Origin of the sequence: Saccharospirillum alexandrii (assembly GCF_004000275.1) — a bacterium.
GTDB classification, from domain to species: domain Bacteria; phylum Pseudomonadota; class Gammaproteobacteria; order Pseudomonadales; family Natronospirillaceae; genus Saccharospirillum; species Saccharospirillum alexandrii.
Genome location: NZ_RCIP01000001.1, coordinates 880,337 through 902,086, shown reverse-complemented (window position 1 = coordinate 902,086; position 21,750 = coordinate 880,337). Strand labels below are relative to the sequence as shown.

General features: G+C 58.9%; 19 protein-coding genes and 1 other RNA gene. 18 read left to right on the top strand and 2 right to left on the bottom strand.

The window, feature by feature from the left end; all coding sequences use genetic code 11:
• Window positions 1-113: 113 nt before the first annotated feature.
• From ffs to EP166_RS04140, 13 genes are all read left to right on the top strand, one after another.
• An RNA gene (ffs, locus tag EP166_RS04200) (signal recognition particle sRNA small type) lies at window positions 114-210 on the top strand.
• Window positions 211-393: 183 nt separating this feature from the next.
• The gene (dnaX, locus tag EP166_RS04195; protein WP_127555532.1) at window positions 394-2,604 is read left to right on the top strand and encodes a DNA polymerase III subunit gamma/tau; all 2,211 of its coding nucleotides are present in this window, start codon (window positions 394-396) and stop codon (window positions 2,602-2,604) included.
• 95 nt (window positions 2,605-2,699) lie between these two features.
• The gene (locus EP166_RS04190) at window positions 2,700-3,026 is read left to right on the top strand and encodes a YbaB/EbfC family nucleoid-associated protein (protein ID WP_127555531.1); all 327 of its coding nucleotides are present in this window, start codon (window positions 2,700-2,702) and stop codon (window positions 3,024-3,026) included.
• 15 nt (window positions 3,027-3,041) lie between these two features.
• A complete protein-coding gene (gene recR, locus EP166_RS04185; protein ID WP_127555530.1) occupies window positions 3,042-3,653 on the top strand; it encodes a recombination mediator RecR in 612 nt (203 codons plus the stop codon).
• Complete coding sequence (gene rnd / locus EP166_RS04180; protein WP_127555529.1) at window positions 3,646-4,785, top strand: ribonuclease D; 1,140 nt, start codon at window positions 3,646-3,648, stop codon at window positions 4,783-4,785. Before recR ends, rnd begins: the two co-directional genes overlap by 8 nt.
• The gene (locus EP166_RS04175; RefSeq protein WP_246026211.1) at window positions 4,769-5,077 is read left to right on the top strand and encodes a YcgL domain-containing protein; all 309 of its coding nucleotides are present in this window, start codon (window positions 4,769-4,771) and stop codon (window positions 5,075-5,077) included. The genes rnd and EP166_RS04175 overlap by 17 nt, the downstream gene beginning before the upstream one ends.
• Window positions 5,077-5,517, top strand: a complete 441-nt coding sequence (locus EP166_RS04170; protein WP_127555528.1) for a YcgN family cysteine cluster protein — start codon at window positions 5,077-5,079, stop codon at window positions 5,515-5,517. The genes EP166_RS04175 and EP166_RS04170 overlap by 1 nt, the downstream gene beginning before the upstream one ends.
• A 28-nt stretch (window positions 5,518-5,545) precedes the next feature.
• On the top strand, window positions 5,546-5,914 hold the full coding sequence (locus EP166_RS04165) for a hypothetical protein (RefSeq protein WP_127555527.1): 369 nt from the start codon (window positions 5,546-5,548) through the stop codon (window positions 5,912-5,914).
• 160 nt (window positions 5,915-6,074) lie between these two features.
• Window positions 6,075-6,740: a YEATS-associated helix-containing protein gene (locus EP166_RS04160; RefSeq protein WP_127555526.1), complete on the top strand. Its 666-nt coding sequence runs from the start codon at window positions 6,075-6,077 to the stop codon at window positions 6,738-6,740.
• Between the two features lie 203 nt (window positions 6,741-6,943).
• A complete protein-coding gene (locus EP166_RS04155; protein WP_164743805.1) occupies window positions 6,944-9,142 on the top strand; it encodes a VWA domain-containing protein in 2,199 nt (732 codons plus the stop codon).
• A gap of 238 nt (window positions 9,143-9,380) precedes the next feature.
• The gene (locus tag EP166_RS04150; protein WP_127555524.1) at window positions 9,381-11,045 is read left to right on the top strand and encodes an AMP-binding protein; all 1,665 of its coding nucleotides are present in this window, start codon (window positions 9,381-9,383) and stop codon (window positions 11,043-11,045) included.
• Window positions 11,046-11,283: 238 nt separating this feature from the next.
• The gene (hrpA, locus tag EP166_RS04145) at window positions 11,284-15,210 is read left to right on the top strand and encodes an ATP-dependent RNA helicase HrpA (protein ID WP_127555523.1); all 3,927 of its coding nucleotides are present in this window, start codon (window positions 11,284-11,286) and stop codon (window positions 15,208-15,210) included.
• Window positions 15,207-16,166, top strand: coding sequence for an alpha/beta fold hydrolase (locus tag EP166_RS04140; protein WP_127555522.1), 960 nt, complete (start codon window positions 15,207-15,209; stop codon window positions 16,164-16,166). Before hrpA ends, EP166_RS04140 begins: the two co-directional genes overlap by 4 nt.
• Window positions 16,167-16,430: 264 nt before the next feature.
• Here EP166_RS04140 and EP166_RS04135 read toward each other — a convergent pair whose 3' ends face one another.
• Together EP166_RS04135 and EP166_RS04130 are read right to left on the bottom strand one after the other, a co-directional pair.
• A complete protein-coding gene (locus EP166_RS04135; protein ID WP_127555521.1) occupies window positions 16,431-16,775 on the bottom strand; it encodes an EscU/YscU/HrcU family type III secretion system export apparatus switch protein in 345 nt (114 codons plus the stop codon).
• Complete coding sequence (locus EP166_RS04130; protein ID WP_127555520.1) at window positions 16,772-18,691, bottom strand: hypothetical protein; 1,920 nt, start codon at window positions 18,689-18,691, stop codon at window positions 16,772-16,774. Before EP166_RS04130 ends, EP166_RS04135 begins: the two co-directional genes overlap by 4 nt.
• Window positions 18,692-18,965: 274 nt before the next feature.
• Here EP166_RS04130 and ccmA point away from each other — a divergent pair, with 274 nt between their 5' ends.
• The 5 genes from ccmA to ccmE all read left to right on the top strand — a co-directional run bounded on the left by ccmA (window position 18,966) and on the right by ccmE (window position 21,749).
• Window positions 18,966-19,601, top strand: a complete 636-nt coding sequence (ccmA, locus tag EP166_RS04125) for a cytochrome c biogenesis heme-transporting ATPase CcmA (RefSeq protein WP_127555519.1) — start codon at window positions 18,966-18,968, stop codon at window positions 19,599-19,601.
• The gene (ccmB, locus tag EP166_RS04120) at window positions 19,598-20,275 is read left to right on the top strand and encodes a heme exporter protein CcmB (RefSeq protein ID WP_127555518.1); all 678 of its coding nucleotides are present in this window, start codon (window positions 19,598-19,600) and stop codon (window positions 20,273-20,275) included. The genes ccmA and ccmB overlap by 4 nt, the downstream gene beginning before the upstream one ends.
• A gap of 108 nt (window positions 20,276-20,383) precedes the next feature.
• Complete coding sequence (locus EP166_RS04115) at window positions 20,384-21,085, top strand: heme ABC transporter permease (RefSeq protein WP_342775588.1); 702 nt, start codon at window positions 20,384-20,386, stop codon at window positions 21,083-21,085.
• Window positions 21,085-21,261: a heme exporter protein CcmD gene (ccmD, locus tag EP166_RS04110; RefSeq protein WP_127555516.1), complete on the top strand. Its 177-nt coding sequence runs from the start codon at window positions 21,085-21,087 to the stop codon at window positions 21,259-21,261. The genes EP166_RS04115 and ccmD overlap by 1 nt, the downstream gene beginning before the upstream one ends.
• Window positions 21,258-21,749, top strand: coding sequence for a cytochrome c maturation protein CcmE (gene ccmE, locus EP166_RS04105; RefSeq protein ID WP_127555515.1), 492 nt, complete (start codon window positions 21,258-21,260; stop codon window positions 21,747-21,749). Before ccmD ends, ccmE begins: the two co-directional genes overlap by 4 nt.
• Window position 21,750 lies beyond the last annotated feature (1 nt).

Here is a 21,750-nt window from a genome sequence, read left to right as displayed (position 1 = left end):
ATCGACCCGTTCGATCATAGCTGTAGCAATAACAAGCGTAGTTCGATTTGGGTTATGCCCTTGAGTTTTTCTAAATCACAGGCATAATGCCGCGCTCTGCGTTAGGGTGGCTCTGCCGGTCCCCCCGCAACGAACGGTCGTAAACCCCGCCAGGCCCGGAAGGGAGCAACGGTAGCGACTTTCTCGTGTGCCGGGGTGTGGCTGGTGGAGCCGCCACCCATCTTTGTACTACCTTGCTGTTTTTTTGCGATGTCCCGTACCACCCGGTTTCATTGGGTTGCCCGGTCATGCTTAATGACTAACTTCTTGTTTTATAGACGCTTTTTTTATTCTGGCAGCCTTCCTTGTTCCAAGTTAGGATACGGTTTCGTTTCTCCAGTTTCATGAGCCTTCATGTCTTATCAGGTATTGGCCCGTAAATGGCGACCCGCCACCTTTGAACAAATGGTGGGGCAGGCCCACGTCTTGAAAGCGCTGGTCAACTCGCTCGATCAACAGCGATTGCACCATGCCTATTTGTTCACCGGCACGCGTGGGGTGGGCAAGACCACCATCGCCCGTCTGCTGGCGAAAAGTCTGAACTGTGAAGTGGGCGTCAGCTCCAAACCCTGTGGCAAGTGCTCAGCCTGTACTGAAATAGCCGAAGGCCGCTTTGTCGACCTGATAGAAGTGGATGCCGCTTCGCGCACTCGCGTTGAAGACACCCGCGAACTGCTCGAAAACGTTCAATACGCGCCGACGCGGGGCCGTTATAAGGTCTACCTGATCGACGAAGTGCACATGCTCTCGGTCAGCAGCTTTAATGCCTTGCTGAAGACGCTGGAAGAGCCACCGCCGCACGTCAAGTTCCTGTTAGCCACCACCGACCCGCAAAAATTACCGGTGACGGTGTTATCGCGGTGCTTGCAGTTCAACCTGAAGAACATGACGCGCGAGAGCATTGTCAGCTACCTGAACGCCATTTTGGGGCAAGAGCAGGTGCCGTTTGATGAACCCGCCCTCTGGCTATTAGCCGAAGCGGCCAACGGCAGTATGCGCGACGCCTTGAGCCTGACCGATCAGGCCATTGCTTATGGCGAGGGTGAACTGAACGAGACGGACGTTGCCACCATGTTGGGTACCGTCGACCTGAAGCGGGTGTTGCACCTGGTGAAAGGGCTGATTGAGAAAGACGCCGACAGCCTGATGCAGCAGGTTGCCGGCATCGCCGAACACGCGCCGGATTACCGCACCCTGTTGAACGAGTTGTTGTCGACCTTGCATCGGGTAGCCATTGCTCAGGCTGCCCCGGCCGCGCTCGATAACAGCAAGGGCGACCGTGACGCCATTGCGGCGCTGGCCTCGCAGGCGCAAGCGGAAGACATCCATTTGTTTTACCAGATCGGCACCCTGGCTGCGAAAGACCTGGCGCTGGCCCCCAGCGAGCGGGCCGGGTTCGAAATGGCGCTGTTGCGCATGCTGGCCTTCAGCCCAAGCCCGGCGCGCCATGTGAATGAGTTGCCCGCGCTGGAAAGCCGTGTCAGTGCCGAGGGCGTGGGTGATGCTTCCCCAAAGCCACAACCCGCTCCGCAGACACCTGAGGAGCCGCCTGCCGTTGCAGCACCAGAGCCTGTTGCTGAACCAGGCTCTCAATCCACAGAATTACCCGACACCCGCGCAGCCGCAGCCTATGAGCCGGCCCGTTCGCAAGCTCCTATGACGGCAGAGCCGGTCAAATCGGAAGCTGGCGCCACACAGCCGGTAACGGAACCAGCGGCTTCCGGGGTCGAAGCAGAGCCCGAAGCATCCGCAAGCCCGACTCAGACGCCGGCCAATGACGCGCCACCCGAGCCGGCCAGCCAGGAAGAAGACCGGGCACCCTGGGAAGGTGACGATGACGAAACCGACTGGGCGCCTGCCCCCCGGCCCGTTGCCGATTTGCTGGCCGATCAGGCCGCTGCAGAGCCCCAAGCCCCAGTTGATGCGCCGGAACCCGTTGCGGAAGCAGAAACCCCCGTGTCCGCTCGGCCCTCACCACTCGATGCGCTGGCTGAAACCGAGGTGATGGACTCCGAGCCTTCGCCGGTCAGCGAACCCGAGGCAGCGCCGACGCTCAAGGCGGTGGAGCCCGTGCCAGGCCAGGCGCCGGTCAACCACGACCCGAATCAGTTGATTCACCCGGAAACCAACCCGGCGCGCTGGCCGGATACCGACCTCGAGGCCGACCCGGTGTTCTGGTGGCAGGTGACCTTGCACAAGCTGGGTCTGTCGGGCATGACCAAAACGTTGTTCGCCCACTCCACCTGGGCCGGTTACGACAACGGCCGCTTACAGCTGATTATCTCTGACAACTATCGAAAACTGATGAATGAGACCCATATAGAACGACTCATGGCCGTGTTGGGCGACTTTCTACCGGGCGTGACCGGGCTCGATTACCAGTTTGGCGTGGCCGAGAAAACGCCCCAGGCCTGGTTCGACCGCCTGCATCATGCGGCCTATGACATGGCGGTGACGGCCTTGCACGACGATCCGTTCGTGCAGTCGCTGGTGTCGCGCTACGACGGCGACTTGCAGGCCGATACGGTAAAGCCAGCGTATAGCCCGTTACCGTCGGTGTCGTGAAACACCCACTGGGCAGTAAGACCGAAAACCGAATCCACGATCAGTAACAAGCCAGTTGCAATGGTCAGTAACACCGATAACAGGAGCCTTGAGCGATGATGAAAGGTGGCATGGGAAACCTGATGAAACAGGCCCAGAAGATGCAGGAAGACATGAAGCGCATGCAGGAAGAAGTGGCGCGCGCTGAAGTGACGGGCGAATCGGGCGCTGGCCTGGTTAAAGTCACCATGAACGGCCGGCACGATGTAAAGCAGGTATCGCTGGACGAATCCGTGATGCAGGAAGACAAAGAGCTGCTCGAAGACCTGCTGGCCGCCGCCGTGAACGATGCCGTGCGCAAAGTGGAAGCCCTGAGCCAGGAAAAAATGTCGTCGGCCACGGCCGGTATGCAGTTGCCCCCCGGCTTTAAAATGCCGTTCTGACGAACGAGGTCTGGCATGGCATACAGCCCGCTTACAGAGCAATTGATGGAAGCCCTGCAGGTATTGCCCGGCGTGGGTTCACGCTCGGCCGAGCGCATGACGCTGCATCTGCTGGAGCGTGACCGCGAGGGCGGTCAGATGCTGTCGCAGGCACTGCAGCGCGCGCTCGATGGCGTGATGCACTGTGCCCAATGCCGGGTGCTGACCGAGCAGGCGGTCTGTGATCTGTGCCAGAGTGACGACCGCGACCACAGCCGCCTGTGCGTGGTTGAAACCCCACAGGATCGCGAAGCCATTGAGGTGTCTGGCGGCTATTTGGGTGACTACTTTGTATTGCAGGGCCACCTGTCGCCCATCGATGGCATTGGCCCGGACGAACTGGGCGTGCCTCTGCTGCTCGAGCGTGTGAAAAGCGGCGTTATTGAAGAAGTAATCCTGGCGACCAACGCTTCTATGGAAGGGGAAGCCACCGCGCACTACCTGACGGAACAGCTGCAACCGCTGAAGGTGGTGGTCTCCCGGATTGCCCGGGGCATCCCGGTCGGGTCGGAATTTGGCCGCATCGATAGCCACAGCCTGTCGCAGGCTCTGCAAGATCGCAAACCACTGGGTTTTGAACATGATTGAACACTACCACTGGGTGGGCGATAACGACGCGCTGCGCCTTGCCTGCCAGCGCTGGAAAGCCGCTCCGGTACTGGCAATGGATACCGAATTTGTCCGCACTGAGACCTTTTTTGCCAAACTGGGTCTGATTCAGGTCGGGCTGGAAGGCGAGGTCTGGCTGATCGACCCGTTGGCGATCAGCGACTGGCAGGTGTTTGCAGCCGTGCTGGAAGACCCGGGCATTATCAAGGTGTTTCATTCGCTGTCGGAAGACGCCGAAGTTCTGTTCAATGGCACGGGTGCCCAGGTGGCACCCGTGTTTGATACTCAGATCGCCGCGGCCTTGCTGGGCAACGATTTGCAGATGGGTTTTGCCCGGGCCGTTGAAGCGGAACTCGGCGAAAGCCTGCCCAAAGACGCGACCCGTTCCAACTGGTTGTTACGCCCGCTGGCTGAAGAACAATGCCAGTATGCCGCCGCCGATGTGTTCTGGCTGGAACAGCTTTATGAGCGATTCGCGCCCCGGCTGCGGGAAATGAACCGCTTTGACTGGGTGCTGGAAGACAGCCAACGGGCGGCACTCGACAGCTTTCCGCCGAGCCCTGAACAGTATTACCTGAAATTGCGCGGTGCCTGGAAGCTCAAGGGAACCCGTTTGTACTGCCTGCAACAGCTGTCACAGTGGCGCGAGCAACAGGCTCGGGAGCAGGATGTGAACCGCTCGCGCATTTTGTCGGACGCCGAAATCATCCAGATCGCCCAGGCCATGCCGACCCAGCGCAGCGTCGTGGCTGGCCTGAAAGGCCTGCACCCGCGCAAGGTTCGCCTCTATGCCGATGCCGTGGTCGATATCGTGCGCCGCTGTAACGAAGCCAGTCGGGAGTTCTGGCCCGAGCGACTGGCCGGGCCGTTACCAGCCGACCAGGCTGCCCTGTACAAATCGGTCAAGGACCTGATCGCTGATCTGGCCCGGGAAACCGACGTACCGGCCGAAGTGCTGGCCCGGCGCAAACCGCTGGAACAACTGGTCAGAAGCGGCTGTTACACCGGCGACTACGAGTGGCCGGAAATGATGACCGGCTGGCGCAAGCCGTTACTGGTCGATCCGCTGACCCGTCTGCTGGAGGAGCATCACCGTGAAGCCAACGACTGACCGGGTACTGGCCAGTATTTACCGCTCTTCGGCGCGTCAGGATATGTACCTCTATGTATCCCGTCACGAAGGGCTGGCCCGGGTACCGGAGCCACTGCGCGAGCGCTTTGGCACCCCCATCCCGGTGATGGATTTGTTGCTGACACCGGCTCGCACGCTGGCCCGGGTAGAGGTCGATAAAGTCATGGCGAAGATCGTCGAGCAGGGCTACTACCTGCAAATGCCACCGCCGCGGGAAGAGGGCATGCTCGACCTGTACCGTGAACCCACGACCCCGGTGCACCCTCGCTGATGGCTGCTCAACCCTTCTGGAAACGCAAGACGCTGTCGCAGATGACGACCGAGGAGTGGGAGTCACTCTGCGACGGCTGTGGCAAGTGCTGCCTGCAAAAACTCGAAGATGAAGACAGCGGGGAAGTGTTCTATACCCGCGTGGTATGCCAGTATCTGTCCGACAGTTGTCGTTGTACGGTCTATCAGGAACGGCAACAGAAAGTACCCAACTGCGTCTGGCTGAAACCGGAAGACGTCGACCAGTTTTTCTGGCTACCCAGCACCTGCGCCTACCGGCTGATTGCCGAAGGCGAAGACTTGCCGGAATGGCACCCGCTGCGCGCGCACGACAGCCAGCGAATTCATGCGGTCGACGCCTCGGTGCTTCACCTTGACCCGGTACGGGACAATGAAGTGCCGGAAGAAGACTGGGAAGATTACATCATCGATAACGTCTAACACCGTTTTTTTGGAATTCAAATTACCCATGATTTATCAAGACATCTACTGGACGGCTGCCGTTGCCTACGGCCTGGGTGTGATTGGCTTCTGGCTGGTCGTGTGGCGAATTGGCCGGTTTCTGCCCTGGCGCCCGTTGCGCTGGTGGATCACCTGGATCTACTTCTGCGTGGTACTCACCCCCTGGCAGGGCACCGAACCTGAGCCCTATTATGCGCCCGCGATCATCGTTGCCGCGTTCGATTTTATGGACGTGGGTCTGGACGCCAGCCTGGCGATTCTGATGCCCATGTTGCAGGCCATGGTGGTGGGTACGCTGGTGATCGTGATTCTGGGCATCGTATTACGACTGCGCAGCATGAAACAGGCCGATGAGACCGCCCGGGAAGCCGGTTAAAGTGTAAAAAGACCGTCAGGTCTGGTATATCTACACGCCGTTTGACTGTTTCCGGTTCCGGTCGCGGGCATTCACAGATTCATGATCCCGCCGCCCGTGCCGATAGTGCCGGGCAGGGGAGTCACATTATCAATACCCGTTGTGGTGGTAAGGAGTAGGCATGGCCCTTCATATTTTCGTTCTGATCGCCGTAATGCTGATGTCGGGCGTTTTTGGTGGCTTGGTCAATTATTACATGTTGTCCCAGTACGATCCGGATACGACCAGCCTGCCACGCAGTCTGGTCGTGGGTATCGGGGCGGCCTTTCTGGTGCCGGTGGTGCTGGCGCTGGTCAACAGTGATCTCATCGCCCAAAGCCAGGAAGATTCGAGCCGCTTTCTGATTTTCACCGGCTTTTGTTTAATAGCGGCCATTGCCAGCCGTTTTGTGGTGACCAGCGTGTCCGACAAGATTCTGGCCGAAGCCAGAACCGCGCGGCAGCAAGCCGACCGGGTCATGCACGAGCTTTACCTGGTTCAGGCTGAAATCAAGCCGTTAATCGAAGCCGAAACCGAAGACGATCAGCCGGTACCGGCCGAAGCGCTGACGCCCGATGAAGAACTGGATGTCACCACGGCGCAAGTGCTGAAAACTCTGGGTAACGGCCGCTATATTTTCCGCTCGTTGCAGGGCCTGTGCGACGAAACCGATGCCACTGAAGCGACCATGGTCAAAACCCTCGATATTATGGTTGCCCGCAATCTGGCCGGTCGCATCATGGGCAAGCACGGCATTCGCTGGCACATCACCGAAGCGGGCCGTCGCATGCTGGCCAGAATGGGGTGATAGCCTGCCAATGGCCCGTTGATTGCACAGCCGCTGTAATACAACGATCGTAGGCGACTGACCGGTAAAGAACGGCAACAAGTCGCCGATGATATAGCCATGGGAATCTTTGGATGACAGCTATGCTGGGACAGTCAGGTCGGCCACGCCCACTCGCTATGCGGGTATTAGGTGTGCTTTTGGGGTTGGTGCTGGGCTCGCTCGTGCCCACACAGGCAGAAACCCCACCTCAATCGACCGCCAGCGACGTGCGCATTCTGATTGATATTTCCGGCAGCATGCGCGACACCGACCCCCAGAATCGCCGGACACCGGCAATTAACTTGCTGATCGATGCCATTCCCAATGAGGCGACCGCAGGAATCTGGAGTTTCGGACGCTTCGTTAACCTGCTGGTACCTCACGACCCGGTGACGAATGACTGGCGCGTCAGTGCCCGTGCCCGGGTAGCTGATTTGCGCGCTATCGCCCAGCGTACCAACCTCGGCGCCGCCCTCGACGATGCCGCCTACGACTTTGGTTTCTCAACCTATAGCCCGCCGACCGACGTTATTCTGATCACCGACGGCCAGGTTGATATCGCCCCAAATACCGATGTGAACCGGGTCGAACGCGACCGGATTCTCGATACCGTTATTCCCCGTTTTGCCGCCGCCGGTGCCCGCATTCATACTCTGGCGCTGGGTGGTGCTGCTGATGCGGGCTTATTGGAACAAATGGCGAGTCAGACCGGCGGTGTATTTGCCGAAGTTCGACAGCCGGCAGAGATGCAGTCTTTTATCGTGCGGGTTTTGAACTCGGTTCGCCCGGGCAATGAACTGCCCTTTGATGGTCGCGGGTTTAGCGTCGACGACCAGGTCACTGAACTGACCGCGCTGGTCATGCACGATGCGGGTGAGGTCGAGTTGCGTCAGCCTGACGGCACCTTGAATTCGGTTGCCTCTCCAGGCTCACAACGCTGGCAAGCCGGGCAGGGTTATACCCTGATCAGTATCGACAACCCCGCGACCGGTCGCTGGGAAGTACTGGGCGACATCAACGATGACAGTCGCATTCAGGTGATCTCCGACGTTAATCTGTACTGGACTCAACCAACCGGTTCGGTGGTGCTTCAAGACCAGCCGCTGATACTGGAACTGGGCGTAGCTGACGCCTCGGGTGACGTGGTGCCCGACGCGCTGATTGACGTCATGACCCCAGTGTTACGCATTAATGGCAGCCAGGTTGATGGTCTGCGGTGGGATGGCCGGCAGCTTCGGGCCCAGGTTCCCAATACCTACGGTGATGCAGACATTGAACTGGAAGTGACGCTCGATGGCGGCACTTTTCAGCGCCAGATTCGAAAAACGGTGGTAAACCGACCGGCCTTGCTGTCTGAGCTACTAGTGACGGATCAGGGCATTCAATGGCGCCTGTACCCGGCCGACCGCGGTCTGGTGTTTGAACGGGTCGATCTGCAAGCATTGATTGAAGGTCCGGTGAGACGCGAGCAAGGCTTTCAAACGCACGCTAGCGGCTACTTTTTTGTCAATTTGCCAGCCGACCTGCCAGACGGTAACTACCAGCTGAGCCTGGCGGGCGACGCCGACGTTAATGCCCGGCGCGTCTCTCAATTCAGCGTCGCACCAATAGAGCTCACACTGCCACTGCCTGCAGACTGGCCCCGTATTCTGAACCCCGAGGCCCTTCCCGGCGAGCCGGTGGCGATGGCCGAGCCAGAAACCGACGCGGCTTTCATTAAAGAACCCATGCCTGAGTTCGAAGAATTGAGCGTACAAACGCCGGTTGCGACCGACAACGCGCAAACCGATCCCATGGCTGAGACCCAGGAGCCGGCAGAGCCCTTTCCCTGGCTACGCTATGCGTTGCTCAGCCTGCCAGGGCTGCTGATATTGGGCGCTTTCTTTCTGGTTTACCGTCGGCTCGACCAGCGCAGCAAGGGGGAAGCGGAAGACTTGCTGGCCGAAGACCGGGGCATGGCCGATGTTGCCATGGGCGATCTGGATGGTCTGGAACTGACCGCTGATCTCGATGATGCCAGTATGGATCAGGGTATCGACCAGGCCCCGAACACCGAGGCCGAGGATCAGGATGCGCCCGTAATCGACGACGTGTTCGACAACAATGAGACTGAACCCTCACCGCCGGAACGCACCGAAGCCCCGCGCGTCAGTATGGAAGACAGCCTCGACACCCGGTCGCTGGATGAAGATGTCTGGGGTGAACTGGACAGCGAACCCGATCCGCTCGATGACCTCGATGCCGGTGAAGACGATGACCTCTTCGACATCAGTAACCTGGAGGATGGCCTCTCCGATCTTGAGAATTTAAATCTCGACGAGGACGATCCGTTCAAGGACAACCCATTCGACGACGCCGAAGACGACCCCGCTAAGCGCTAACTGACGAGACTTTCGCTATTTGAACATCGGTTTGGGCTATTTACTCACAGATAGCCGGTTTACTGTGCGCTCTATTCATTAAAGAGTTGAATTCTGCTCGGTAAAAAAGAGACAATCGGCCCAGCAAATAAAACAAACGTTTGAATGAAGCCGGTGTCAGCCAGGGTATTTGAAGGCAGGCGGGCATGCAGTCAGGCGCTATACGCATTGATCGACAATAAGAACGAGAGGAGTGTCCATGAGCGACGTTTACACCCATACCCAATACCCGGGCGGTATGAAAGCCACGGTCGACCCGGAAGCCTTCGACACAGTGCTCGATCTGTTCGACCAGAAAACCAAGGAATTCGCCGATAAGCCAGCCTACACCTGCATGGGTCAGACGCTGACCTACGCCGACATCGATCGCCTGTCGGGCAACTTTGCCGCCTACCTTCAGAACGAGACCGACCTGCAACCGGGCGACCGCATTGCGGTGCAATTGCCCAATATTCTGCAATACCCGGTAGCGGTCTTCGGCGCATTGCGGGCTGGGTTGATCGTGGTTAACACCAACCCGCTGTACACTGACCGGGAGCTGGAACACCAGATGAACGACTCAGGGGCCAAAGCGCTGGTGGTTTACGCTGGCATGGCCGCCCAGGCTATTCGGGTTCAGCCAAAAACCCCTGTACAACGCATCATCGTCACCGAAATTGCCGACCTGCATCCTGGCCTGAAGCGGGTGCTGGTCAATACCGTTGTGAAGAAGGTCAAAAAAATGGTGCCGGCCTACGACACCAGCCGGGTAGGCAGCTTCCGCGATGCCTTGAAAAAAGGCAGCTCCAAAACCTACAAGCGCGCCGCCAGCGGTCACGATGACACCATTATTCTGCAGTACACCGGGGGCACCACCGGTGTGGCCAAGGGCGCGATGCTGACCAACCGCAACCTGATCGCCAACATGCTGCAGTGTTACGAGTTCTTCAAGCTGACGCTGAAAGATGGCCAGGAAACCTTTGTAGCGCCATTGCCGCTGTACCACATTTACGCCTTTACCGTGAATTGCATGACCATCATGCTGACCGGTAACCACAACGTCCTGATTCCGAACCCGCGTGACATTCCCGGTTTCGTCAAGGAGCTGGGCAAGCAACGGTTCACCGGTTTTGCCGGTTTGAACACCCTGTTCGTGGCGCTGATGAATAACGAAGGCTTCAAGAATGTTGACTTCAGCGCCCTGAAACTGACTATCTCCGGTGGCATGGCTCTGACGCGTGCGGCCGCTGAGCGCTGGGAAGAAGTAACCGGCTGCCCGATCTCGGAAGGCTACGGCATGACCGAATCGTCTCCGGTGATCTCCTTTAACCCAGCGGGTCATCAACAACTGGGCACCATTGGCATTCCGGCGCCGAATACCGAAGTTCGCATCGCCGACGACGATGGCAAGCTGCAAGGCTTCGACGAACCGGGTGAACTGCAGGTGCGCGGACCTCAAGTCATGAAGGGCTACTGGAACCGCCCGGACGACACTGCCAAGACCATCGATGAAGATGGCTTTCTGAAAACCGGTGACATTGCCGTGTTGCAGCAGGACGGTTACCTGAAGATCGTTGATCGCAAGAAAGACATGATCGTCGTTTCCGGGTTTAACGTTTACCCGAACGAAATCGAAGACGTACTGACGCGCCACCCGAAAGTGGTTGAGTGCGCCGCTGTTGGTGTTCCCAGCGAGAAAACAGGCGAGGCAGTGAAGGTCTTTGTGGTGACTAACGGACCGGTAGAGGAAAAAGAACTCTCTGACTTCTGCCGTGAAAGCCTGACGGGCTACAAGGTGCCTAAGCAGTTTGTGTTCCGGGATGAGCTGCCCAAGACGAACGTGGGCAAAGTGCTGCGCCGCGAATTGCGCGACGCTGAAAGCTGAACGAACGCAAAACATGAACAGACGCAGGACATGAACTGACGCAAGACATGAAGGGACGCAGGACATTGAAAGACGTAAAGAACGTCAGTCTATGTTTTGCGTCTTCTTATGTTCTGCGTCCTTTCCTGTTTTTCGTCCCTTGATGTCTCACGTCTTGCTCTGTTCCACGTCCTTCAATGTTTTACGTCCTTTCCCCAGATGCCTATAATGCCGTCCCTTTTGGCAGACAGGTCCATGCATGCCGTCCAGTGCAGTATCAACCACGGAAATGACGCCCGATCTGGTTCAGCAGAACCTGTCGCAGTGCCTTGTTCGTGACCGGCATTATCTGACACAGCGCTGCAAGACCTGGCGTCAGCAGATTAACAAAGGGCAGGTATCGCCTTCCCTGGTAGCGGCTATTGAAAAAGCCTTTGTTCGTTCGCGGGACGGGTTTGTGGCGCGTGACCAGCGGGTTCCCGAGGTTCGACTGAACGAAACGCTGCCGGTTTCCGAGCGAGCCGAGGACATTCTCGCGGCCATCACCCAACACCAGGTGGTGGTTATAGCCGGTGAAACCGGCTCGGGAAAAACGACGCAGATTCCCAAGTTGTGTTTGCGGGCCGGACTGGGCCGTTCCGGCATGATTGGTCACACTCAGCCACGCCGGCTGGCCGCGCGCTCGGTTGCTGACCGCTTGTCCGAAGAATTAAACGTTGAGCTCGGGCACCAGGTGGGTTATCAGGTGCGATTCACCGACCAGTCCAACGACGACACCCTGATCAAGTTGATGACCGACGGCATACTGCTGAACGAGATTCAGCAGGACCCGTTTCTCAACAAGTACGACACCCTGATTATCGACGAAGCCCACGAGCGCAGCTTGAACATCGACTTTCTGCTGGGTTATCTAAAGCAGTTGTTGCCGCGCCGGCCGGATCTGAAACTCATCATCACCTCAGCGACCATCGATGTTGAACGTTTCTCGGAGCATTTCAGCCAGGCCCCGGTGATTGAAGTGGCCGGGCGCAGCTACCCGGTTGAGCATCTGTACCGCCCCATGAGCCCGGATGAAGACGATTACGCCTCTGACCTGCCCAGTGCCGTGCTCAATGCCGTTGAAGAAATCGAGCAACTTGAACGGGCCGGTAAGACCGCCAACAGCGGTGGCGATGTGCTGGTGTTTTTACCCGGCGAACGGGAGATCCGCGAGACGTTCAACACTCTCAAGCGCGCCCAGCTGCGTTATACCGAATTGTTGCCGCTTTATGCGCGGTTAAGCGCCAGCGAGCAACAGCGCATTTTTGCCAGCCACAGTGGCCGGCGCATCGTGCTCTCAACCAACGTGGCTGAAACCTCGCTGACGGTGCCGGGCATTCACTACGTGATCGACAGTGGCCTGGTACGCATCAGCCGCTACAGTTACCGGTCCAAGATTCAACGCTTGCCGATCGAACCGATTTCCCAGGCGTCGGCCAATCAGCGGGCAGGGCGGTGTGGTCGTATTGCGCCAGGCCTGTGCATTCGCCTTTATGACGAAGAAGAATTCCAGCAACGACCCGCCTTTACCGACCCGGAAATTCTGCGGACCAACCTGGCCTCGGTGATTCTGCAGATGTTGCACATGCGGCTTGGCAAGGTGGAAGACTTTCCGTTTCTGGAGCCACCCGACAGCCGGATGATCCGCGATGGCTATACCCTGCTGACCGAACTGGCCGCCGTGACCGACAAGGGTCATTTGACGCCGCTGGGCAAAGAGCTGGCGCGCCTGCCGGTGGACCCGCGCCTCGGGCGCATGGTGATCGAAGCCAACCGGCAGAAATCGCTGAGCGAGGTGCTGGTGATCGCGGCTGCGCTGTCGATTCCCGACCCGCGTGAGCGCCCTCAGGAGAAACAGCAGGCTGCCACCGAAAAACACGCTCAGGATAAAGACAAGGATTCGGACTTTCTGGCCTTCTGGAATCTCTGGCAACGCTACGAGGAAGAGCGCCAGACGCTCAGCCAGGGGCAATTGCGCAAATTCTGCAAGGCCCAGTTTCTGAACTATCTGCGCATGCGCGAATGGCGCGATATTCACCGCCAGTTGCACCTGCTTGCCAAGTCACTCGGCTTTCGGCTGAATGAGCAGGCCGCCAGTTATGAGCAGGTGCACAAGGCACTGGCTTCCGGCCTGTTGTCACAGATCGCGAACTACAAGGAAGACAAGCTCTACACGGCTGCCCGGGGCCGCCAGTGCCGGATTCATCCGTCATCGGCCCTGTCGCGCAAGGGCCCCAAATGGCTGGTGGCCGCCGAACTGGTGGAAACCACTCAGGTGTTTGCGCGCACCGTAGCGCGTATTGAGCCGGCCTGGCTGGAGCCGCTGGCGATGCATCTGGTAAAACGCAATTACACCGATCCGCATTGGGAGAAGAAGCGCGGTCAGGTCGTCGCCAAAGAAACGCTGATGCTCTACGGCCTGCCCATTGTGGCGCAACGGCCGGTGCATTTCGGGGCGATTGACCCGGCACAGGCGCGTGAGATTTTCATCCGCTCGGCGCTGGTGGAAGGCGAGTTTCAAACCAAAGCGGCGTTTTTTCAACGCAACCGGGCCATGCTAGCCGAGGTGACCGGCCTGGAAGACAAGGCCCGGCGCCGCGATATTCTGGTCGATGATGACCAGTTGGTGGCGTTTTACGACCAGCGCATACCGCACGACATCGTCAACGCCGCTGGTTTTCATGCCTGGCTCAAAAAACAGCCACAGGATGCGCTGGACCTGACGCCGGAAGCGCTGATGCAGCATTCGGCTGATCAGGTCACCGAGCAGCAATACCCCGATTTCATCACCGTCGGTCGCATGAAACTGCCGCTGAAGTACCAGTTTGAACCGGGCACCGACGCCGATGGTGTCACCATGACCGTGCCCGCGGGTGCGCTGGCGCAATTGCCGGCTGGCCGGTTGGAGTGGCTGGTGCCAGGTATGCTGCGCGACAAGATCATCGCGCTGATCAAGGCGCTGCCGAAATCCTACCGGCGGAACTTTGTGCCGGTGCCGGATTTTGCCGATGCGCTGATGAACAGCCTGGCGGCTGATGATACGCCGCTGACCAAAGCCATTGGGGAACGCCTGTTCCGGATGACCGGCATTCGTGTACCCCAGGATGAGTGGCAACCCGACAAGCTTGAAGCCCACCATCGCTTCCGGTTCGAAGTGGTCGACGAAGCCGGCAAGGTCATCGCGTCGGGTCGTGACCTTGATGCGTTGAAATCACCCGCCAATGCACAGGCGGCGAAAGACCGGGCGACCGCTGGCAAGAGCCAGGAGCAGGACACCGGCCCAGCTCACTACACCGAGTGGTCGTTTGCCGATCTGCCTGAGGTGGAGCATCGCATTCAGGCCGGTATTCACATCGATGTCTTTCCGGCGCTGGCCGACAAGGTGAACGCGGTTGCGATTGAATCCTTTACCCAGCAGCCCTGGGCGGAACAGCAGCACCGACAGGGTCTGCTGCGTCTGGCCTGGTTTAAACTGGAGCAGCCGCTGGGGTATCTGGCCAAACGTCTGCCCGCCTTCAAGGAAAGCGCCCTGTTGTTCGCGCCCTACGGCAAAGCCGACCCGTTGCGGCAGGATATGCTGTGGGCCACGCTGGCGCGCACCCTGGACCGGGGCGGCAAGCTGCCGCGCACCCGGTCGGCCTTCACCGCCTGGATCGAGGCCGGGCGGGGCGAACTGGTCGAGCAGGGTGAACAGCTGGCCCGCCAGGTGCACGATGTGCTGCACCGCCACCATCAGGTACGTAAACAATTGAAAGGGCGCGTGACCTTTGCCACAGCCTTCCTATACGCTGATGTGGCTGCGCAGCTAGATCAACTGGTGTATCCGGGGTTTGTCAGCGCCACCCCGGCCGAGTGGTTGACCGAATTGCCCAGGTATCTGGAGGGCGCCGACCGGCGCCTGAACCGGGCCGGGGGCATTCCCGCCCGGGAGCAGTTCTGGGTGGATGAACTGGCCGGTTTCTGGCAGCGTTACCAGAGCAAGCAGCGCACCCTGGCTGAACAGCAAATGGTCAGCCCGGCACTGACCGAGTTTCGCTGGCTGCTGGAGGAATATCGGGTCTCTTTGTTTGCGCAAACGCTGGGAACCCGGGTGCCGGTCTCGGCCAAGCGACTGGAAAAACAATGGCAACAGGTACTCGCTGAATGAAGCATGGCATCAAGGAATATCGGCTTAAAGTGCCGACCTGGCAGGGCGGCCAGCTGTTTGTGCGTCAGTTTTTACCGGAAACGCCCCAGGCCCTGGTGGTTCTATTGCATGGCCTGGGTAACAAAGGCGACGTTTTTTGTCACCAGGGGCACGGGCTGGCGCAGTTTCTGGCCGATATGGGCTTTCATTGCCTGGTCCCCGATCTGATCGGCCACGGCCAAAGCTGGCCCAACCTGAGCCGGCGGCTCGACCATGACGCCAATCTGATCATCCGCGAAGACCTGCCCCGGTTGATGGCTGAAGCCCGTCGCCAGGCCGATGGCTTGCCTATTTTCCTGGTTGGCCAGGGCTTTGGCGGGGTGTTGCTGGCGTCTTCGTACGCGCGCGAGCCGGGCGTTCGCCCGGGCGTTCTGGGCATGATTCACCTGGGCACCCGGCGCAATGCCACGCTGGGTGGGGTGCATCATTCAACCCTGGCCCGCCTGACGACGGATGCGTTGTTACCTGCGTTGGGCACACTCAAAGGCGCGGTTCCCATGCGCTGGCTTGGCAAGGGGCCCGAACCCGAATATCTGACGCTCTATCGTGATTTTCTGCGCTGGTCTAACGGCCCCTGGGTCGCACACGACGATACCGGTTTTGACTATGCGGCGGCCGCCCAACATCTCGACTGGCCGCCTAGCTTGTATCTGGCCCGACGCAATGGCGGCTACACCGACCACGTCGCCGATGTTCGAGAATTCATGCGCGAATTAGGCACTCACAACGGCCGACTCTGGGTGTTGGGCAAGCGCGATGGCAATTTGCGCAACTACAGGGCTCAATCCATGCTGATCCATGACGATGCCTGGGTAGACCACTTTCCCGTGCTGCTCGACTGGATCAACGAACGCCTGCGCCAACTCCCAAAGGGTGTACGCATCCGCCATCTGGTGTCGGTGGATAGCTCTAGCTAGGGAGCCTCTGAACAACTCCCCCAGGGCTCTGCGCGAGCTAAAACGTTCTGCCACAAGGCGCACTTCGCAGCGCAATGGCCGTAGCCCTTGTCAAGAAGTGCAACGCCGGGGCAGGACGTTTTGGCCGCGCCCGCTGGGGCTTTCCGAGGAACGCTGCCACTGCGTTGGACTCATTTGAAAGGTCTAGACATTCCTGCATGAGTCCGCCTTGTGGCAACGCCCCTCGGATAAGCCAGAGCCCCGGGGGAGTTATTCAGAGGCTCCCTAGTCGCCAGCGTCGGACCCCGAGTAAGCTTCCCGAACCTTCTGATAGGCCGAGCGAGTCGCTGTGGGTGAGAACCCTTCAGGCACTGTATCGCGCAGGAAAAATGAAAAGGCGAGTATGCCGGCGACCCATTCGTATAGGGCAGGCGGGATGTCCTGGCCGGTGTTGAGGCGGGTCAGAATATTGACCAGGTCTTCATCCTGATAGATGGGTACATCGTGCTCTTTGGCCAGGGCAACAATGGCGTCGGCCATTTCGTCGGTACCCAGGGCACTGACGATGGGGGTTTTCTGGCCCTTGTATTCGAGAGCAGCGGCCTTGTTGCCGGGCGTTTCTTCGGTCATGTGCGTACGTCCACCAGGGGTTTGAATTGGTCGGGCTCTGGCGTGGTCTTTTTCGGCGGCATGCCATGACGGGTATGCAAGTCGCGCTCGCCGAGGCCCTGAGTCCACTGTTCCAGAGTGTCCAGATTGTTATTGATGATGCTGAGGGTGCCCTGATCCTGCGACCAGAAGGTCACATCGGTATGGTCGGGCGTCCAGTGCAGGTCGGCGCACAGAGGCGCCAGCGGCGCGAGTTCAAAAAACAGGCGGAAGCGAAAAGGGCGGCTACCGGGCGAATCGGATTCTGCCTCTTCACCCTCGGGTTTCTCGTGCCACCATTCCATGTTCAGCCAATGGTTCGGCCCCAGCCAGAGCATTGGAATGCTCAGCTGTTGTACCGGCGGTGCCTCGGGGTTGGCCAAGGCGCCGAGTGCTTGTTGAATAGCGTTGTTCTGCGTTTTGCCCTGCAGGCTTTCCAGCAGGGTTCTTAGCTGCAACAGCGGTTGCAGGTCGTCCTGTTTAATGGCTGAGCCACCGCTCTGGTTCTTCACAGTGACGCCCGGTGCGTAACCGGTCGGTGGCGCATTCAACAGGCGCTGAGCCTGCTGTGCCAGGGCTTGTTGCAAACTGGCCGGGTGCTGCTGAATGCGACTGTCGAGCACGGCCAGCCACTGTGACAATCGAATTTCTACGGGCACTGCCTGCACCTGAACCGGGTCGCGCCCCGCCTGAGAGGAGGTGTCTGGAGGCGGTGCCAGGGTACTGAACCGGGTTGGGGCCAGCAACGGATCCGGAGGCGTGGTTGTTGGGTTTGGGTTACCCGGCTGGCCTGGTGGCACGTTCTGGGTAAGCAGCGGAGTGGCGCTCCCTGTCGAGCCAGCCGTTGGTTGAACGGCCGCCCCTGGAAAACTGGTCGGCAATGAGGTTTGTGCCGACTGTGCTGCGGCCGACGTTTGTGGATTCACGACCACAGCGATGCGCAACAGCGTGGGTGCGGCCAGGTTACCATCGACAGGCGTGCGTTGAGGCGCGGGCAATGCGCTCTGAGTCGGCAGGTTTGACTGGGCTCTGTCTGTGGCGATTGTGATCACCATTGCCGTTCCGGAAGGCAGCGCTGGAGCACCGGGTGCCAGCGGTATCAGCATTACCGGCGCCCCGTTGCCGGATGCAGTAGGTCCCACACTGTGCGGAAATCCGGGCAAGGGTGTACTGGCCGAATGCACTGAAGCTATGGCATTCAACAAAGGCGTCAGGGGGGCCGTGTATAAGGCATTGACGGGAGTGCTGACCGACGCAGTCGTTGGCGTGCTTGGGTTGGCAACGGCAGGCTGTGCCGGGGATGGTATCAGCGGGGTTGCCGGCAAACTGGCCACCGGCGGCTGCAACTGTGCCAGCGGGCTGAACACCTGCATCCACTGGGCTACGGTGCGAGCCGACAGCGTGGGCTTCTGACTCAGCCATTGCACCAGCGACTGCAACTCGGGGGCGTCTCCGGCCAGTCGTTGCAAGGCTGGGAAAGCAGGCGGGGCCGGCATTTGCGTGGTGTGCGCTCGCGGCAACGAATGCGCCTGCCAGAACTGCAGCGAGGCTCGCATCATCCGGTTGAGTTGAGCCGTATCGACCTGGGGTAACACCCGTAACTGATTCTCAGGTGTTGCCTCAACCATCAACACCGTACCCGGCGGAAAGGCACGCTCACTCTGTACCCGAACCCATTGCTGATTCAGCGAAAGCACCAGGTCATACACCGGTTTGTCCCGACTGCCCATGATGGTTTGCTCTACCACAACGGCGAGCGCAGGCAGGGAAGGTCGAAGCGCGTCGAGGCTATCGGCCCGCACGCGAACCACAGGCTCACTGCCACGATCGAGTGTTCGCGGAGCCAGGGTACTGTCTGTAGGACGCTTGATCGCGTCGGTCCGATCTATGCCAGCCATGTACAGGTCCGAACGTGCAGGGAAATTTCACCATACCCGGGTTATTGGGAAATACCAGTCAGGTTCCGGGCAAGAGTCGGCTACTTAACGCTTGCAGATGAGCTGGGCAGTCTCGAAGTGAACCGAGCCAGGGAACCGACACTCTATTCAACCAATGAGGTTAACGGCCCAGCGGCCTGAGACTGTAGGGCGTGAGTTGGCCAATACAGGCCAGACTTTCGTATTCCAGCCTCTGAGTAGGTATAATCCCGCGACCTTTTTTCAGAGACAGACCATGGCCCGAGTGTTGTCCGCAGTGGGACTGGATTGCGAGCGTGATGACCGGCATCTTTTCAGGGATTTGTCGTTTGATGTAGCAAGCGGTGAGATCCTGCATCTGACGGGCCCGAACGGGTCCGGCAAAACGACCCTGTTGCGTCGATTGGTCGGTATCAGCTCCGTGGTTGACGGGGATGTTAGCTGGTTTCCGGATTCGCCTGAACGCACCGCCGAACCCTGTGAAAAGATTTGGTATATCGCCCATAGGCCGGCAGTGACGTTGTTACAATCGCCGCTCGAAAATATGGCTTATGCCCTGGCATTGCACGGGATTCAGGTGCCTGAGTCAGTGGTTTGGGATGCATTGGAAACCGTTGGCTTGCGTGGCTTTGAAGACGTGCCCAGTCATCAACTGTCGGCTGGCCAGCAGCGTCGAGTCGCGCTCGCCAGGCTTTATTTGCCACTGGAGCCGGATAGGGTGCGTGCCTGGGTGTTGGACGAACCACTCACCGCCCTGGATATCGAGGCCGTTGATCGTCTTAAAGTCCGAATCATCGACTACGCCCGGGCCGGTGGCAGCGTGATTATGACCAGCCATCACGGGCTGGATAGCGAAACAGTGCGAACACTGGAACTGGGGGCTGCGTTATGACGTTTTTGCCCCTGCTGAAATCCGTGTTCCGGCGGGAAATGCAGCTTGCGTATCGGCGTCGTTCAGACCTCGCCAATCCTCTCCTGTTTTTCCTGATCGTTGTGGTGTTGTTCCCGCTGGGCGTAACACCCGATATGACCAAGCTGGCGGACATGGCGCCAGGGGTGCTTTGGGTGGGTGCCTTGCTGGCAAATTTGCTGTCACTTGATCTGTTGTTTCGCAGTGACTACGAAGATGGCTCGTTGGAACAGATGCTGCTGGCCTCATTGCCACCAACCTCGCTGGTGCTCTGTAAGGTTTGGGTGCACTGGCTGGTGACTGGGTTGCCGCTGACGATCATGGCACCGCTGTTATCGATCATGCTGGGCCTGCCTGGCAATGCCTTGCCGCTGTTGATGCTGACGCTGGCACTGGGCACCCTGAGCCTGAGTCTGATCGGCAGTATAGGCGCCGCTCTGACCGTGGGTTTGCAGAAGGGGGGGTTGTTATTGACTCTGCTCATCATGCCCTTGTTTGTGCCGGTTATTATCTTTGGAACCGGTGCCGTGCAGGCTCAGGTGGCCGGTTTACCCTGGCAGGCACACCTGGCCATGCTGGCGGCGATGACCACCGGTTCGCTTGCGTTGTCGCCACTGTTGACCGTTGCCGCCCTCCGCATTGCGGTGGGCGATTGAATTCGAACAGGCTGCCCGGATGGACCGGGCGGTGGGAGTACCTCTAGCATGTGGCAAGCCTTTGTCCGGTGGTTTCACAAATGGTCGTCGCCGAAATGGTTTTATACCATGAGCCAGCCCTGGAGCTTCTGGCTCGGCTGGGCCGCGACGCTGATCATCGCTTCAGCGCTGGTATGGGGGCTGATGTTCGCACCCGTTGAACGCCTTCAGGGCAACAGCTACCGCATCATCTTCATTCATGTGCCTTCGGCGTTTTTGTCGCAGGCCATCTATGCCGCGATTGCTGTGCTGGGTCTGGTTGGCCTGGTCTGGAAAATGAAACTGGCGTTTTTTGTCGCCAAGCAGTGCATTCCCGTTGGTGCGAGCATGGCGTTGTTGGCCCTGGTAACGGGCGCTATCTGGGGCAAGCCGACTTGGGGTACCTGGTGGGAATGGGATGCCCGGCTGACCTCAATGCTGGTGCTGTTATTGCTCTATTTTGGATTGTGGGCCCTGCACAATGCCATGGAACGCCCTGAAAGTGGCGACCGCGCAGCGGCCATTCTGGCGCTGGTAGGGGTTGTGAATTTACCGATCATCAAATTTTCAGTCGAATGGTGGAATACCCTGCATCAGCCAGCCACCCTGAAATTTACTGAAGCGCCGCCCATGCACCCGAGCATGCTGATCCCGTTTTTAATGGCCATTGTCGGGTTTTACCTGGCCAGCATGGCCTGGGTACTGATGCGTACCCGGCTCGAGATCCTGCAGCGCGAGCGCAAATCGCGCTGGGTTGAAGACGAGCTGAACCGTTTTGCAGAGGGGCAGTAATGGGCGCTTTTGACTCTTTTTCGGCCTTTCTGGCCATGGGAGACCATGGGGTTTATGTCTGGTCTGCCTATGCCGTCGGTGCCGCGGTTATCGCGTTTAACGTCATTACGCCGCGTTTGCACCGCCAGCGACTGATTTCCGATCACAAACGCCGGATGCGGCGGGAGCAACGATGAATCCAAAACGTAAACAACGACTGATGCTGATTTTACTCGGGACTGGCGGTGTCGCAGTCACTGTATTGCTGGTGTTGTTTGCTCTGGGGCAAAACATGAACTTTTTCTATTCGCCTTCGGACATCGCCCGGGGTGAAGCGCCGCTGGATCGTCAGATCCGCGCGGGGGGGATGGTGCGTGAAGGGTCCGTCAAGCGCGAGGGCGAGACCCTGAAAGTGCAGTTTGTGGTGACTGATTTTGCCGCCGACGTTACCGTCGAATACGACGGCATTTTGCCGGATTTGTTTCGCGAGGGAGATGGTGTGGTTGCCATCGGTCAATTAAACAGCGACGGCATTGTGGTGGCCAGTGAAGTGTTGGCCAAACACGATGAAACCTACATGCCGGTAGAAATTACCGATGCACTGGAACGGGCCGAACAGGCCTCCAATGCAACCGGCAGCAATGCCGAAGGCAACAGCACCCCCACCAGCAGCTACGGTTACTGAG